Genomic DNA, 15,633 nt, shown 5'->3' on the forward strand with positions numbered 1-15,633 from the left:
GCGCCCGCTGCTACGAATGTTTCGGTATGCACGTCGAATGTTCCGGGAACTTATGGCGCCCTGAGGACTTCGTCAAGGGGGCCCGCAGGGTTACGATCGCCGCCATGACATCCCCGGAGCCCGCTGAAAGCCGGACCCAGACCCGGACGCAAGGGCGGACCGCGCAGACCGCGACGCTCGCCGAGATCGCCCGTGAGGCGGGCGTGTCGGCCCCGACTGTTTCGAAGGTCCTCAACGGCCGGGCCGACGTGGCCCCGGCCACCCGCTCCCGCGTCGAGGACCTGCTGCGCGCCCACGGTTACCGGCGACGCCGCGCCGAGGCGACCCGCTCGCCCCTGCTCGACCTGGTCTTCCACGAGCTGGAGAGCGCCTGGGCGATGGAGGTCATCCGGGGCGTGGAGAACGTGGCCCGGGACGCCGGGCTCAGCGTCGTGCTGTCCGAGAGCGCCGGGCGGCTCACCCCCGGCCGGACCTGGGCCGACCAGGTCGCCGCGCGCCGGCCGCACGGCGTGATCCTGGTCCTGTCCGGTCTCGACGAGTCGCAGCGGGCGCTGCTGACCAGCCGCTCCATCCCGTTCGTGGTGATGGACCCGGCCGGTGACCCGGGCGCCGACGTGCCCTCGATCGGCGCGACCAACTGGCAGGGCGGTCTCGCCGCCACCCGGCATCTGGTCGAGCTGGGGCACCGCAGGATCGGCGCGATCAGCGGGCCCTCGCGGATGATGTGCAGCCGGGCCCGGATCGACGGCTACCGGGCCGCGCTGGAGACGGCCGGGCTCCCGGTCGATCCCGCGCTGATCGCGACCGGCGACTTCCACCACGAGGCCGGCTACCGGCAGGGCCTGGAACTGCTGCGCCGCCCGGACCGGCCGACCGCGGTCTTCGCCGGCAACGACCTCCAGGCGCTCGGGCTGTACGAGGCCGCGCGCGAGCTCGGGCTGCGGATCCCGGAGGACCTGAGCGTGGTCGGCTTCGACGACCTGCCGGTGGCGCCCTGGGTGGGGCCGCCGCTGACGACCGTACGGCAGCCGCTGACGGAGATGGCCGAGGCGGCGGCCAAGCTGGTCCTCGACCTCGGGCGGGACGAGGGGACCTTGGCGGCGACCCGGGTGGAGCTGGCGACGAGCCTGGTGGTGCGCAGCAGCACGGCGGAACCGGCGCAGGCGTAGGGGCCGCATCGACGGATGTGGCGGCCCCTCCGCCCGGCGCCGAAGCCAATCGGCTGCATCACCGAAACTTTCGGCGGCATCGCGACGAGGCCCCTGAGATCGGGCGCACCGGCTCGGTGGCGGACGGCGGTTCGGTGGTGCGCGGGCTCAACTGCGCGTGAAGCGGGAGCACTTCGGTGCCCGTGGTGGTCCTGGGGTGGGCCGGGGTCCGAAAATCTGAGAATTTCCGAAGAAAGGACGTCCTGCACTCCCTGCCCGTAATAATTCGGACTTATGTTCCTTCCTGTGACGGAAGACCACGGGGACGAGGGCAGAGAAGTGGGCCGGCGATCGAGAGCGCTGAAGATCGCCGGCCTCACCCTTGCGGGGACGCTGGTGCTGGGAGCCGGGGCCGCCGGCTGGGCCTACTGGCACCTCACCGACAACATCACCGGCGTCGACATCGACAACGCGCTGGGCGACGACCGGCCGCCGAAGCCGGTGACCACGCCCTCGCCCGCGGGCCCCGTCCTGCCGAGCGAGCCGCTCACCCTCCTGGTGCTCGGCTCGGACTCGCGCAGGGGTGAGGAGAACCGCAGGCTCGGCGGCGGCGACAGCTCCGGCGCCCGCTCCGACACGGCGATGGTCGTCCATGTCGACGCGGGGCGGACGACCGCGACGGTGGTGAGCATCCCGCGCGACACCCTGGTCACGCGCCCGTCCTGCCCCCGGCCGTCCGGCGGCTCGACGGCGGTCGCCCACCGCTCCATGTTCAACAGCGCGTACGAGGTGGGCGGTCCGGTCTGTGCGGTGAAGACCGTCGAGTCGCTCACCGGCATCCGCATGGACCACTACCTGGAGATCGACTTCTCCGGTTTCGCCAAGCTCGTCGACGCGCTCGGCGGGGTCACCGTCACCACGGACGAGGACATCGCCGACGAGGACAGCCATCTGCGGCTGAAGGCGGGCACCCACCACCTGAACGGCACCCAGGCCCTCGCCCTGGCCCGCACACGGCACGGCATAGGCGACGGCAGCGATCTGGGCCGCATAGGCCTCCAGCAGAAGCTGGTGAAGGCGCTGCTGGAGCAGATCGCCTCCCAGGACCTGCTGACCGACCCGGCCAAGCTGTACCGCGTCGCGGACGCGGCGACCGCCGGCCTCACCACCGACACGGGCCTGGACTCCCTCGCCGAGCTGACCCGGCTCGGACGCAGTCTGAAGGGCCTGTCGGCGAGCGGGGTGCGGACGGTGATGATGCCGGTGGTGCGGGCGCCGTCGGATCCCAACCGGGTGGTGGCCGAGGAACCCGAGGCGGGGAAGCTGTGGGAGTCGCTGCGCTGACCTGCGCCGATGCGTCCCGGAAGAGCCCGCGGAAAGTTTTTCGGGGAAATACGGCGAGGGATGTCGATCCGGCGGTCTCCCGATCGACGCAGGGGTGAGAGCGGGGAAGGACCCCGCCGCGCAGACCCCGAGGAGTCACCATGCCGCGCTTTCTCACCCTGATCCGCATCGACGAGAAGAACGCCCCCGCCGAGGGCCCGAGCCCGGAGCTCATGGAGCGGATGGGCACGCTGCTGGAGGAGATCACCAAGGCCGGCGTCATGCTCGACACGGCCGGGCTCACGCCCACGTCGGACGGCAGCCGGGTGACCTGGGAGGGCGGTCGGCTGTCCGTCACCGACGGGCCGTTCACCGAGTCCAAGGAGGTCATCGGCGGCTACTCCATCAGCCAGTGCAAGGACAAGGCCGAGGCGATCGAGTGGACCAAGCGGTTCCTCTCCCTGCACGAGGACTACTGGACGATCACCGCCGAGGTCCGGCAGATCGCCGAGGACTGACCGACCCCGCTTGGCCGGGCGTCCCGACGGGTGTCTGATGGTGGACTGTGACCCCGCAGCCCACCTCGGCCCCACAGCCGGCGCCGGACCCGCCGCCGCCGGCCGGCCACCGGACCGCCCAGGCCATCGAGACCGTCTTCCGCATGGAGTCGCCCCGGATCATCGCCGGTGTCGCCCGGGTCGTCCGGGACATCGGTCTCGCCGAGGAGATCGCGCAGGACGCGCTGGTCGTGGCGCTGGAGCGGTGGCCGCGGGACGGGGTGCCCGACAATCCGGGCGCCTGGCTCATGGCCACCGCCCGGCACCGGGCCGTGGACCTGGTCCGGCGCCGGGAGAACTACGCCCGCAAGCTGGCGGAGATCGGCCGCGACCTCTCGGCCACGGCCGCCCCGGAGGAGCCCGCCGACCCCGACGACATCGACGACGACCTGCTCCGCCTGGTCTTCACCGCCTGCCACCCCGTGCTGTCCACCGAGGCCCGCACGGCCCTCACCCTGCGCCTGCTCGGCGGCCTGACCACGGCCGAGATCGCCCGGGCCTTCCTGGTCCCGGAGCCGACGGTCGCGCAGCGCATCGTCCGTGCCAAACGCACCCTGGCGACGAAGAACGTCGCCTTCGAAGTGCCTCTCGGCCCCGACCGCGAGGTGCGGCTCGGCTCGGTCCTCGACGTCATCTACCTGATCTTCAACGAGGGCTACGCCGCCACGGCCGGCGACGACCTGCTCCGCCCGTCGCTGTGCGAGGACGCCCTGCGCCTGGCCCGGGTCCTGACGGCCCTCATGCCGAAGGAACCCGAGGTGCACGGCCTGACCGCGCTCCTGGAGTTGCAGGCCTCCCGTACGGCGGCCCGCACCGGCCCGTCCGGCGAGCCGGTGCTGTTGAAGGACCAGAACCGCTCCCGCTGGAACCGCATGCTCATCGCCCGCGGCGTCGCCGCGCTGGGCCGGGCCGAGGCCACCTCCTCGGGCGCCCCGGGGCCGTACACCCTCCAGGCGGCCATCGCGGCCTGCCACGCGCACGCGTACACCTACGAGGAGACCGACTGGTCCCGCATCGCCACCCTCTACACCCTCCTGGCCGCCCGCTCCCCGTCCCCGGTGGTGGAGCTGAACCGCGCGGTGGCCGTGTCGATGGCCGAGGGCCCGGGCCCGGCCCTCGCCCTCGTCGACGCCCTGGCCGGCGATCCCGCCCTGCGCGACTACCACCTGCTGCCCAGCGTGCGCGGCGACCTCCTCGCCCGCCTCGGACGCGCCCCGGAGGCGCGGGCCGAGTTCGCGCGGGCGGCCTCCCTGACCCGCAACGAGCGGGAGCGGGCGCTGCTGCTGGACCGGGCCGCGCACCGGCCGTGAGGGTCAGGCGGGATGCCCGATGAGCATCGCCGGCGCCCCCGCGACCCGGGTCAGGAACACCGTGGCCGCGTTTGGGCCCTGCGGCTTGACCTTCTTGCGGAGCTCCTCCGGCTCCACCGCCGAGCCCCGCTTCTTCACGGTCAGCGTGCCGACCCCCCGCTCCCGCAGCAGCGCCTTCAGCTTCTTGACGTTGAAGGGCAGATGGTCGGTGATCTCGTAGGCCGTGGCGTACGGCGTCGGGTGCGGGGCGTCGGCGGTGACGTACGCGATGGTCGCGTCGAGCAGCCCGCCGCCGACCTGGTCGGCCACCTCGGCGACCAGATGGGCCCGGATGACCGCGCCGTCGGGCTCGTAGAGGTAGCGGCCCGGCGGGCGGACGTCCGGGTCGGGCAGGCCACGTGAGAGCAGGGTCCGCGGGCCCGGCAGCAGGGTGGCCCGGACCGCCCCGGGCGCGGTGCCGAACCACAGCACCGCCTCCTTGACGTCCCCGCCGTCGGAGATCCACTCGGCCTCCGCGTCCTCGGGGACCGCCTCGTGCGGGATGCCGGGGGCGATCTTCAACGCGGCGTGCGGGGCCGTGCGGGCGGCAAAGACCGCCCAGGACAGCGGCGGTGAATAGGCCTCGGGGTCGAAGATCCGGCCCCGGCCGCCGCGCCGGGCGGGGTCGACGAACACGGCGTCGAAACCGGCCGTGTCCACGTCCGTGACGTCCGCCTCGCGCACCTCGACGAGGTCCGCCAGCCCCAGCGCGTCGGCATTGGCCCGGGCCGCCGCGGCGGTCTGCGGGTCGCGGTCCACGGCCAGGACCCGGATCCCGGCGCGGGCCAGCGCGATCGCGTCGCCGCCGATGCCGCAGCACAGGTCGGCGACCGAGGTGATGCCCAGCTCGGCCATGCGCCGGGCCCGGTACGCCGCCACGCTCGCCCGGGTCGACTGCTCGACGCCGTTCGGCGTGAAGAACATCCGGCCCGCGTCCTCGGCCCCGAACTTCACCGCCGCCCGCTGCCGCAGCCGCGCCTGCCCCAGCGCCGCCGACACCAGCTCGGCGGGGTGCTCGCGGCGCAGCCGGGTCGCGACGGCCAGCTCCCGCGCCGGGTCGGTGTCCCGCACCTCGTCGAGGAGGGCGCGGCCTTCGGGGGTGAGGAGGGGGGCGAGGTCGTTCACCGGATCATTGTCGGCCACGCCGGCGGGCGGCGGCGTGTGGGCCAGTCGGTGGACGGTGGGGCACCGGCCGCGGTGTCGGGCCGGACCGGCCCGAGGGGGCTGCGAGGATCCGGCATCATGCGAGCAGTCGTACAAAATGACAAAAGCCGGGCAGTGGGGCGGGCGCCCGCCGGTGCCCGGATCGTCCTCGCCGTGCTCGTCCTCGCCGCCATCGCCTCCGGCTGCGCGATGGGCGACGACAGCGACCGGGTCACCCCGGCCGGTGGCCAGCAGCCCCTCGACGCGCCCCCGGCCCGCGCACTCGACTCCTACGCCACCAAGCTGCGCGCCGCGCACGCCGCCCGTGTCGCCGCCGCGCGCCGCTTCGGCCTGCGCAAGGTGCCCCTCTCCGCCCCGCCGCCCCCGGCGCACAAGCCGAGGATCAGGACCCGCAAGGGCTTCGAGGTGGAGGACCACCGGGAGCTGGGCCTCCCGCCCGTCTTCACCCGGATCCCCACCCGGGACAAGGTCGTCTTCCTCACCATCGACGACGGCGCCGAGAAGGACCCCGCGTTCCTGCGGATGATGAGCGAGCTGGACGTCCCGTACACCGCCTTCCTCAGCGGTTACCTGGTCAAGGACGACACCCGGTACTTCCGGAAGATGCAGTCCCGGGGCGTGGTCCTGAACAACCACACGCTCTACCACCCCAACCTGCGGGGCATGTCGTACCAGGAGCAGAAGCGCGAGATCTGCGGCATGCAGCGCTACCTGGAGCGGCGGTTCGGCACCCGCCCGGTCCTCTTCCGCCCGCCCTACGGCAGCTACGACCGGGCGACCCTGCGCGCCGCCAAGACCTGCGGCATCGTGTACGCCCCGCTGTGGAACGAGGAGGTCTTCGCCGACCACTGGGAGTACCGCGAGGCGGACCGCAAGCTGCGCCCGGGCGACATCGTCCTCACGCACTTCCGGGGCCGCGACCAGTGGAAGGGCACGATGGCCGACATGGTCCGCCGCTTCCTGAACAACGTCACGGCCCAGGGGTACGCGGTCGGGCGGCTGGAGGACTACCTGTGAGGCGCCAGGCCGCCGCCGTGCTGTGCGCGGCCCTGCTGGCCGGCTGCGCCGGGGCGGCCGGGGAGCGGCAGGGCACCGCCGACGGCCGGGCCCAGGACCCGGCCCGCGCGGTGGGCGGCACACACCCGCTGCCGCCCGTCGTGGACCACGTCGCCACCCGCGACCCGGTCGTCTTCCTCACCTACGACGACGGCGCCGAACGCGACCCCCGCTTCGTGGGCCTGGTGCGCGCACGGAGGCTTCCGGTCAGCATGTTCCTCACCGACAGCGTCGTGGGCCCCGGCTACGGCCACTTCGCCCGGCTGCGCGCGGTCGGCGCCTCCCTCCAGAACCACACCCTCGACCACTCCGCCCTGCGCGGCCTGCCCTACGCCGGACAGCGCGCCGAGATCTGCGGCCAGCAGTACAAGCTGCGCGCCCGCTTCGGCATCACACCCCGCCTCTTCCGCCCGCCCTACGGCACCTACGACCGGGTGACCCTGCGCGCGGCCGCCGACTGCGGCATCACGGCCGTCGTCCTGTGGCGGGCGACCCTGAACGCCGAGGGCGAACTGACGTACGCCCGGGGCCGCTCCGGGCTGCGGGCCGGTGACATCGTCTCGGTGCCGTCGGGCGAGACGGCCTCCCCGACCCTGGCGCGGCGGACCGTGCGGCTGCTGCGCGAGATCGAGCGGAAGGGCCTGCGGGTGGGGCGGCTGGAGGACTACCTGGAGGGAACGCCCGGCCGACGCGCGGCCGGCAATTAGCAGTCCGCTTGACCGAGTGCTAATCGCAGTCATAGTCTCGGCTCTGGCACTCCCCCTAGGAGAGTGCCAACACAGCGACGGGCAGGTCCGGCACCCGCGACGACGGATCGACCTGGTCGCCACCTCAGACAGTTAACCCCGTGAGATCTCCGAAGGGGGAGGTCGGATCGTGACGACCACCAGCTCCAAGGTTGCCATCAAGCCGCTCGAGGACCGCATTGTGGTCCAGCCGCTCGACGCCGAGCAGACCACCGCCTCTGGCCTGGTCATCCCGGACACCGCCAAGGAGAAGCCCCAGGAGGGCGTCGTCCTGGCCGTGGGCCCGGGCCGCTTCGAGGACGGTAACCGTCTTCCGCTCGACGTCTCCGTCGGCGACGTCGTGCTCTACAGCAAGTACGGCGGCACCGAGGTGAAGTACAACGGCGAGGAGTACCTCGTCCTCTCGGCCCGCGACGTGCTCGCGATCGTCGAGAAGTGATTCACCCCAGCACCTTGCTTTGAACTGCGCCCCTGGCCCCCGCGATCGCTATTGAGCCGGGCGCCCGGGGCGCAGTGCCGTAACCCCTGATTCCGGAAGAGGGCTCACGCTCCCATGGCGAAGATCCTGAAGTTCGACGAGGACGCCCGTCGCGCCCTCGAGCGCGGCGTCAACAAGCTTGCCGACACGGTCAAGGTGACGATCGGCCCCAAGGGCCGCAACGTCGTCATCGACAAGAAGTTCGGCGCTCCCACCATCACCAACGACGGTGTGACCATCGCCCGTGAGGTCGAGGTCGAGGACCCGTACGAGAACCTCGGTGCCCAGCTGGTCAAGGAGGTGGCGACCAAGACCAACGACATCGCGGGTGACGGTACGACCACCGCGACCGTGCTCGCCCAGGCGCTCGTGCGCGAGGGCCTGAAGAACGTCGCCGCGGGTGCCTCCCCGGCCGCCCTGAAGAAGGGCATCGACGCGGCCGTCGCCGCGGTCTCCGAGGAGCTCCTCGCGACCGCCCGGCCGATCGACGAGAAGTCCGACATCGCCGCCGTCGCCGGTCTGTCCGCCCAGGACAGCCAGGTCGGCGAGCTCATCGCCGAGGCGATGGACAAGGTCGGCAAGGACGGTGTCATCACCGTCGAGGAGTCCAACACCTTCGGTCTGGAGCTCGACTTCACCGAGGGCATGGCCTTCGACAAGGGCTACCTGTCGCCGTACTTCGTGACGGACCAGGAGCGCATGGAAGCCGTCCTGGACGACCCCTACATCCTCATCACGCAGGGCAAGATCTCCGCCATCGCGGACCTGCTGCCGCTGCTGGAGAAGGTCATCCAGTCCAACGCCTCCAAGCCGCTGCTGATCATCGCCGAGGACGTCGAGGGCGAGGCCCTGTCGACCCTCGTCGTGAACAAGATCCGCGGCACGTTCAACGCCGTCGCCGTGAAGGCCCCCGGCTTCGGCGACCGCCGCAAGGCGATGCTGCAGGACCTTGCGATCCTCACCGGCGCCACGGTCGTCTCCGAGGAGGTCGGCCTCAAGCTCGACCAGGTCGGTCTGGACGTCCTCGGCTCCGCCCGCCGTGTCACCGTCACCAAGGACGACACCACGGTCGTCGACGGCGCCGGCAACAAGGACGACGTTCAGGGCCGCGTCGCCCAGATCAAGGCCGAGATCGAGACCACGGACTCCGACTGGGACCGCGAGAAGCTCCAGGAGCGCCTCGCGAAGCTGGCCGGCGGCGTGTGCGTCATCCGCGTGGGTGCCGCCACCGAGGTCGAGCTCAAGGAGCGCAAGCACCGTCTGGAGGACGCCATCTCCGCGACCCGCGCCGCGGTCGAGGAGGGCATCGTCTCCGGTGGTGGCTCCGCGCTGGTCCACGCCGTCAAGGTCCTGGAGGGCAACCTCGGCAAGACCGGCGACGAGGCCACGGGTGTCGCGGTCGTCCGCAAGGCCGCCGTCGAGCCGCTGCGCTGGATCGCCGAGAACGCCGGTCTCGAGGGCTACGTCATCACCTCGAAGGTCGCCGAGCTCGACAAGGGCCAGGGCTTCAACGCCGCCACCGGCGAGTACGGCGACCTGGTCAAGGCCGGCGTCATCGACCCGGTGAAGGTCACCCGCTCCGCCCTGGAGAACGCCGCCTCCATCGCCTCCCTCCTCCTCACGACCGAGACCCTGGTCGTCGAGAAGAAGGAAGAAGAGGAGCCGGCCGCCGCGGGCCACGGCCACGGCCACTCCCACTGAGGCATGACGGCTGAGGGCTGACGACGTCAGCTCGCCCGAGCCCGAACGAAGGCCCGGCACCCCGCCAGACGGGGCTGCCGGGCCTTCGCCGTGCTCCGTCCACCGCCGGTCCGGGAACCGGGCCGGGGCCCGCGACGGTCTACCCCCACAGCAGCCGGATCATGAGGGGGCAGGGATGAACCAGGTGCTCTACGGGGAGCGGTCCCGCAACCCGCTGGCGCGGACCGTGCGGCTCACCGAGGACGGACTGCGCAGGGGCGGCAGGACGACCCCGCCGGACGAGCTGAACCTCGCCGCCATGGCCGAGGCGTTCCTGCGGGGCCGCTGGCTCGGCGGCGGGGGCACCGAGCGCCCCCTGGGGACGCTGCCCCAGGGCCCCGGCGTCGTCCCGGTCACCCGCGTGACCGGCACCACCACTCCTCTGAAGGTCCGTCAGGCCGCCGACTTCGCCCGCGCGCTGGGCGAACTGGCGGTGCGCCGGTGCGGCGGGCCGGACCACGTGGCCGACCTCGCCGCCCAGGCGCGGGCGGAGGGCGTACCGCTGTGGATCGCGCGCCGCCACGCGCCCGGTCCCGCCGGGCGGGTGACCGTCGCCGTGGACCGGCGCTCGGTACGCGTGGACGTCTGGGGCCCGCACGCCCCCACGGTGCGCCTGTGGGCACCGTACGGCTACCGCCCCGACAGCGCCGACCGGGCCAACGGCTTGGTCATGGCCGTCGGTGACGTCACCGCACGGCTCGACCTGCGCAAGAAGGTGCGCAAGTCCAAGAGCAAGGTCGAGATCGCCCTGCCGGACCGGCTCTGGACCCTGCGTCGCGAGAACGCCGTGAGTTCGTGGCTGCTGCGCGACGACCAGCGGGTCGCGCTGCTGACCCGCCCCTCACGGCGGTCCGGCCCCCCGCCGGGCTCGGTGCTGCTGCCGCTGGCCGACGTGCACCACGAGAGCCCCGACCCCCTGGACGCCGTGATGGCCCACGCGGTCGCGGTGTCCTTCGGCCTCGGTGACACCACGGGCCTGGCCAGGTTCCGCGCCGTGAGCTCCCGCCGGAACACGGGCGACGACCTCTGGGAGCGCCCCTGGTTCAGCAACCTCGGCACGAACCGCGACGACAACGAACCCGGCGGCGGCGACGGCTGGGGCAGCGACGGCGGGGACGGGGGCGACGGAGGCGGGGGCGGCGGCGACGGCGGCGGCGGTGACGGAGGGGGCGGCGGCGGAGGCGACTAGCCGGCCGACGGCCATACCCCTCCCGCGTCCTGAGACCTACGCCCGGCGGTCCCCCGGCAGGAACGCCGCACGCCCGGTCCCCGGCGGGCGCGCACCGTCGCCCGCCGGGTCGGCTGACCGGAAGGAGCGCCGCAGGGTCAGAGCTCCGTGGGCTCCAGCGCCCCGAGCTGCTGCATCAGCCCCAGCCGGTCGTACTGCCACCAGCCCTCGGCGATCTTCCCGTCGGGTGTGCAGCGGTGGATGGTCGTGCCGGTCATGGTGACGTCCTGCCCGGTCGGCGGGATCCCCAGGAAGTCGCCGGTGTGGCGCCCGCGGAAGGTCCACCGGGTGCACACCCGGTCGCCCTGCGCCAGCTGGTCCTCGACGGTGAACGAGAAGTCGAAGCCGCCCCGCCACACCTCCACCTCGCGCCGCATCGCGTCCAGCCCGATGGTGTCCTGCACATTGGCGGGATCGTGGTCGTGGTAGTCCTCGGTGAACACGTCGTTCATCGGCGGCGCGTCCCCCCGGCCCGCCACGAGCTCGAAGAACCTGCGCGCGGTGGCCGCGTACAACTGCTCGTCCCGCACCACGTCCAGGTCCGTGAAGACCGGCGTCTCGTCGCAGAGCGCCACCATGTCCTGGAAGATCCGGTCGGTCTCCGGCAGCCCGGAGTTGCGCATCGCCTCCTCGTACGACGGGAACTCCACGATCTCCACGATGTGTGAGGCGTCGGCCCGGTCCTTGGCCACCACACTGTGCGACGCGGTCCGCTTCCCCTTGGTCTGCTCGACCCACCGGTCCATCAGCCGGTTCATCTCGTCGAGCCGGCTGGTCCTGCATTCGATGAGCTGTACGAAGGTCATGGCCTCGCCTCCGGCCCCCCGGGTCCGGCTGAACAGCTCCATTGTCCCAAGGGGCCCGCCCGGATGCCTCCCGGCGGGGGAGGAGTGGCCGGGCCGCCCGCGCCTACTGCGGCCCGTACTTGCGTCCCGTCCTGGACGACACCGCCCCGAGCATCCCCCGCGGCACCAGCTTCGCCGCCCCCATCAGCGCCTTGTAGCGGGGGTCCGGAATGGACAGCGTCTTGCCGCGCGCCAGATCCTGAAGCGCCGCCGCCACCAGCTTGTCCGCGTCGAGCCACATCCAGCCCGGGATGTTGTCCGTGCCCATCCCGGCCCGCTCGTGGAACTCGGTGCGCACGAACCCCGGGCAGAGCGCCATCAGCCGTACGCCGCTGCCCGCCAGGTCGCGCGCCGCGCCCTGCGTGAACTGCACGACCCAGGCCTTGGAGGCGCCGTAGGTGCCCCGCGGGACGAAGGCGGCCACCGACGCGACGTTGACGACGCCGCCGCGCCCGCGCTCGCGCATGGCCCCGGTCGCCGCCGACGTCAGCCGCAGCACCGCCTCGCAGTGCACCTTCAGCATCCTCAGCTCGTCGGCCATGGAGACCTCGAGATACCGGCCCTTGTTGCCGAACCCGGCGTTGTTGACCAGCAGGTCGACCGGGTTCTTGCGGTCACCGAGGCGGGCGGCCACCGCCTCGATGCCCTCGTCCTCGGCCAGGTCGGCCGTCAGCACCTCCGCCTCGATGCCGTGCCGGTCGTGCAGCTCGGTCGCCTGTTCCCGAAGCCTCTTGGTGTCGCGGGCCACCAGCACCAGGTTGTGCCCGTCCGCCGCCAGTCGCCGCGCGAACGCGGCCCCGATGCCTGCCGTCGATCCCGTAATCAGAGCCGTTGTCATGGCAGAAGGTTAGTGACCTGGACTGCGTGGGTCCGCTTCCCCGTGGGGTCGTCCGTGGTGAAGGGTCGGTGAACACGGGCGTGGTGAGCGGGCGTCAGGACCCGTACTTCGCCTGGTACTCCCGTGCCGTCCGCAGCAACTCCGGGTGCAGCGCCTCGCCCGCGGCCAGCAGACGCGGCAGCAGCGTCCGCTCGGTCGTCACCGCCCGGAACTGCAGGGCCACGGTGACGTCGTGACCGGGCCGGTGCACGATCTCGACGGCGTCGCCCGCCCGGATCTCCCCGGGCACGATCACCCGCAGGTACGCCCCCGGGGCACCCCGCTGCGTGAACCGCTTCACCCAGCCCTTCTCGTCCATGTGGCCCTGGAACGTACGGCACGGTATCCGCCCGGAGGTGATCTCCAGCACCACCTCGGGACCGATGCGCCAGCGCTCGCCGATCAGCGCGCCGGACACGTCCAGGCCCTGGGTCGTGAGGTTCTCGCCGAACGCGCCGTCGGCCAGCGTCCGGCCCAGCTCGCGTTCCCACTCGTCCATGTCCTCGCGGGCCATGGCGTACACCGCCTGGTCGTCACCGCCGTGATGCTCCAGCTTGCACACCGCGTCCCCGGCCAGCCCGCTGCCGCCGATGCCCTTGGGCCCGGGCGCGGACACCCGCACCGGCCCGTCCACCGGCCGCTTGTCGATCCCGGTCACACCCTCGGGGTTGTCCGTGTAGGGCACGGCCACGGCATGGCCCAGATTCACCGACAGAAGCCTCATGCCCGGCACGGTAGGCGACCGTCACCCAAAGCGTCGACGCATTATCGGCGGCGGCTTCAAAGGGTGACTTATCCTCGAAGGGTGATCGAAGCTCGTCATCTCCGTGTCCTGCGCGCCGTCGCGACCACCGGTTCCTTCTCCGCCGCGGGCCGTGAGCTGGGCTGCACCCAGCCCGCCGTCAGCCAGCAGATGAAGGCCCTGGAGACCTCCGTCGGCACACCGCTGCTGATCCGCACCGGACGGGAGATGCGCCTGACCCAGGCCGGTGAGGCCCTGGTGCGGCACGCCGCCGGGATCCTCGCCGGGCTCACCGCGGCCGAGGAGGAGGTCGCCGCCATCGCCGGGCTGCGCGCGGGCCGGGTCCGGCTCGTCTCCTTCCCCAGCGGCAGCTCCACCCTCGTGCCCACGGCCCTCGCCGCGCTGCGCGAGGCGCACCCCGGCACCCGTGTCTCCCTGGAGGAGGCCGAACCGCCCGCCTCCGTCGGTCTGCTGCGCGAGGGCGACTGCGACGTGGCGCTCGCCTTCCGCTACGAAGGGGCGGCGGGCGCCGAGGAATGGGACGACCTGGTCGTACGGCCGCTGCTCTCGGACCGGCTCGTCGCGCTCGTGCCGGAGCGGCACCGGCTCGCCGGCGCGCAGTCCGTCGCCATCGGCGAGCTCACCGAGGAGCCGTGGATCGCGGGCTGCCCGCGCTGCCGCGGACAACTGGTCGAGGTGTGCGCGGCGGCCGGCTTCACCCCGCGCATCGACTTCGCGACCGACGACTACCCGGCCGTCGTCGGACTGGTGGGGGCCGGACTGGGCGTGGCCGTGCTGCCCCAGCTGGCCGTCGAGTCGGTACGGCCCCGGGGGGTGCGCACCGTGCGGCTCGAACCGGCGGTGCGGCGGGAGATCGTCGCGCTCACCCTGCCCGACCTCGCACAGGTCCCGGCGGTGGCCGCGACGCTCGACCAGCTGGCCCGGGCCGCCCGCCGCTAGCGCGGCCCGCCCGCGTCAAAAACCAACGGCACGCGTGCGCGTGCCGGTAAGCAGAAACGTTCCTTCAGCTGTTCGAGGCGGAGTGCCCGCCCGATGCCGACGCCGACACCAGCCGGTTGCGTGCCCGCCCCATGAGCTCTTCGCGCTCGTCCTCGGTCAGCCCGCCCCACACGCCGTACGGCTCGCGCACCGCCAGGGCGTGGGCGGCGCACTCGGCACGCACCGGGCACCGCATGCAGACCTCTTTGGCCGAGTTCTCACGAGCACTCCGCGCCGCACCGCGCTCGCCCTCCGGATGGAAGAAGAGCGAGCTGTCCACCCCGCGACAGGCAGCCAGCAGCTGCCAGTCCCACAGGTCCGCGTTCGGTCCGGGAAGGCGGGAGAAATCTGCCATTACGTGACCCCTTGTAGCCGTTCTGGGCGGATCCGGTGTCTACGACCGTACAACTACGATCTAAGGAGATGAAAATATGACTCATTGCGAATCTAGCTCCAGACACTGGCAAAGCGGAAGAAATGGGTCTGAATGGGGCATAGGTTGTGATGAAAGTTCGAGGGTCTGCGGTGCATGTCTGCACCGTGTCCGTCCCCTCACGTAGAGTGCCGAAGAGGGCAGCCGGCCCCGTAACTCTTTCGAGTGACCGTCGTTGAGAGTGCGAGGCGGTTGAAGCAACAAGCGCTCGGACGGGTGTCCGGGGCGGTCGACCGCACAGGTGACGATTTCGTACCAGCCTGGAGGCTCAAGGTGACGTGCATCAGCTGCGGAGGGCGGTCATGACATCCGTCCTCGTCTGCGACGACTCCCCGCTTGCCCGAGAGGCGCTCCGTCGTGCGGTCGCGACCGTGCCCGGCGTAGAGCGCGTGACGACGGCGGCCAACGGCGAGGAAGTCCTCCGCCGCTGGGGGGCCGACCGCTCGGACCTGATTCTGATGGACGTACGCATGCCCGGACTGGGCGGCGTCGAGACAGTCCGGCGGCTGCTGTCGGCCGACCCCGGTGCGCGCATCATCATGCTCACCGTCGCCGAGGACCTGGACGGCGTTGCCCTCGCGGTCGCCGCCGGTGCCCGCGGCTATCTGCACAAGGACGCCTCCCGCGCGGAACTGCGCGCGACGGTGACCCAGGCCCTGGCCGACCCGACCTGGCGGCTCGCCCCGCGCCGGCTGCGCTCGGCCGAGATGGGCGCCGCGCCCACGCTCACCGCGCGTGAGATCCAGGTCCTCGAAGGCATGAGCCACGGCCGCTCCAACGCCGAGATCGGCCGCGAGCTGTTCCTCTCCGAGGACACCGTCAAGACGCACGCCCGGCGCCTGTTCAAGAAGCTCGGCGCCTCGGACCGGGCCCACGCGGTGGCGCTCGGCTTCCGATGGGGTCTGGTGCGCTAGGGCCTGTCCTTCGGATCGGCCCGGCTTCGACGCC

At 72.3% G+C, this 15,633-nt stretch carries 16 protein-coding genes; 11 read left to right on the forward strand and 5 right to left on the reverse strand.

Translation table 11 applies throughout. The features are described 5' to 3' along the window. The first annotated feature begins 104 nt into the window (after positions 1–104). The 4 genes from AC0665_RS01620 (at position 105) to AC0665_RS01635 (ending at position 4,338) form a co-directional block, all read left to right on the forward strand. On the forward strand, positions 105–1,169 hold the full coding sequence (locus AC0665_RS01620; protein ID WP_363118581.1) for a LacI family DNA-binding transcriptional regulator: 1,065 nt from the start codon (positions 105–107) through the stop codon (positions 1,167–1,169). A 273-nt stretch (positions 1,170–1,442) separates the two neighbouring features. Further along, a complete protein-coding gene (locus AC0665_RS01625; RefSeq protein ID WP_468635530.1) occupies positions 1,443–2,492 on the forward strand; it encodes an LCP family protein in 1,050 nt (349 codons plus the stop codon). 140 nt (positions 2,493–2,632) lie between these two features. Further along, positions 2,633–2,989: a YciI family protein gene (locus tag AC0665_RS01630; RefSeq protein ID WP_468406737.1), complete on the forward strand. Its 357-nt coding sequence runs from the start codon at positions 2,633–2,635 to the stop codon at positions 2,987–2,989. Between the two features lie 47 nt (positions 2,990–3,036). Beyond that, positions 3,037–4,338 carry an RNA polymerase sigma factor gene (locus AC0665_RS01635; RefSeq protein ID WP_478704227.1) on the forward strand — a complete coding sequence of 434 codons (1,302 nt, stop codon included), beginning with the start codon at positions 3,037–3,039 and terminating at the stop codon, positions 4,336–4,338. Positions 4,339–4,341: 3 nt separating this feature from the next. Here the strand turns inward: AC0665_RS01635 and AC0665_RS01640 are convergent, their stop codons facing one another. Beyond that, a complete protein-coding gene (locus AC0665_RS01640; protein ID WP_478704228.1) occupies positions 4,342–5,502 on the reverse strand; it encodes a THUMP-like domain-containing protein in 1,161 nt (386 codons plus the stop codon). 117 nt (positions 5,503–5,619) lie between these two features. On the opposite strand from AC0665_RS01640, the gene AC0665_RS01645 reads away from it, so the two are divergent. The 5 genes from AC0665_RS01645 (at position 5,620) to AC0665_RS01665 (ending at position 10,750) form a co-directional block, all read left to right on the forward strand. Then, positions 5,620–6,558, forward strand: coding sequence for a polysaccharide deacetylase family protein (locus AC0665_RS01645; RefSeq protein WP_478704229.1), 939 nt, complete (start codon positions 5,620–5,622; stop codon positions 6,556–6,558). After that, positions 6,555–7,304, forward strand: coding sequence for a polysaccharide deacetylase family protein (locus tag AC0665_RS01650; protein WP_478605161.1), 750 nt, complete (start codon positions 6,555–6,557; stop codon positions 7,302–7,304). The genes AC0665_RS01645 and AC0665_RS01650 overlap by 4 nt, the downstream gene beginning before the upstream one ends. A 169-nt stretch (positions 7,305–7,473) precedes the next feature. Beyond that, the gene (groES, locus tag AC0665_RS01655) at positions 7,474–7,782 is read left to right on the forward strand and encodes a co-chaperone GroES (RefSeq protein ID WP_003974211.1); all 309 of its coding nucleotides are present in this window, start codon (positions 7,474–7,476) and stop codon (positions 7,780–7,782) included. Positions 7,783–7,896: 114 nt separating this feature from the next. Continuing rightward, complete coding sequence (groL, locus tag AC0665_RS01660; protein ID WP_478605159.1) at positions 7,897–9,522, forward strand: chaperonin GroEL; 1,626 nt, start codon at positions 7,897–7,899, stop codon at positions 9,520–9,522. A gap of 175 nt (positions 9,523–9,697) precedes the next feature. Continuing rightward, the gene (locus AC0665_RS01665) at positions 9,698–10,750 is read left to right on the forward strand and encodes a hypothetical protein (protein ID WP_478704230.1); all 1,053 of its coding nucleotides are present in this window, start codon (positions 9,698–9,700) and stop codon (positions 10,748–10,750) included. Positions 10,751–10,887: 137 nt separating this feature from the next. On the opposite strand, the gene AC0665_RS01670 is transcribed toward AC0665_RS01665, so the two are convergent. From AC0665_RS01670 to AC0665_RS01680, 3 genes are all read right to left on the reverse strand, one after another. Further along, a complete protein-coding gene (locus tag AC0665_RS01670) occupies positions 10,888–11,595 on the reverse strand; it encodes an ester cyclase (protein ID WP_468406748.1) in 708 nt (235 codons plus the stop codon). A gap of 103 nt (positions 11,596–11,698) precedes the next feature. Then, on the reverse strand, positions 11,699–12,472 hold the full coding sequence (locus tag AC0665_RS01675; RefSeq protein ID WP_478704231.1) for an SDR family NAD(P)-dependent oxidoreductase: 774 nt from the start codon (positions 12,470–12,472) through the stop codon (positions 11,699–11,701). 94 nt (positions 12,473–12,566) lie between these two features. Further along, the gene (locus AC0665_RS01680) at positions 12,567–13,235 is read right to left on the reverse strand and encodes an MOSC domain-containing protein (RefSeq protein ID WP_468406752.1); all 669 of its coding nucleotides are present in this window, start codon (positions 13,233–13,235) and stop codon (positions 12,567–12,569) included. A gap of 81 nt (positions 13,236–13,316) precedes the next feature. On the opposite strand from AC0665_RS01680, the gene AC0665_RS01685 reads away from it, so the two are divergent. Beyond that, positions 13,317–14,213: a LysR family transcriptional regulator gene (locus AC0665_RS01685; RefSeq protein WP_361308633.1), complete on the forward strand. Its 897-nt coding sequence runs from the start codon at positions 13,317–13,319 to the stop codon at positions 14,211–14,213. 64 nt (positions 14,214–14,277) lie between these two features. Here the strand turns inward: AC0665_RS01685 and AC0665_RS01690 are convergent, their stop codons facing one another. Then, the gene (locus AC0665_RS01690) at positions 14,278–14,607 is read right to left on the reverse strand and encodes a WhiB family transcriptional regulator (RefSeq protein WP_478605150.1); all 330 of its coding nucleotides are present in this window, start codon (positions 14,605–14,607) and stop codon (positions 14,278–14,280) included. Positions 14,608–14,987: 380 nt separating this feature from the next. On the opposite strand from AC0665_RS01690, the gene AC0665_RS01695 reads away from it, so the two are divergent. Then, the gene (locus tag AC0665_RS01695; protein ID WP_003948568.1) at positions 14,988–15,599 is read left to right on the forward strand and encodes a response regulator transcription factor; all 612 of its coding nucleotides are present in this window, start codon (positions 14,988–14,990) and stop codon (positions 15,597–15,599) included. Positions 15,600–15,633: the final 34 nt, after the last annotated feature.

The sequence above is a fragment of the Streptomyces sp. NPDC043685 genome, assembly GCF_056436585.1.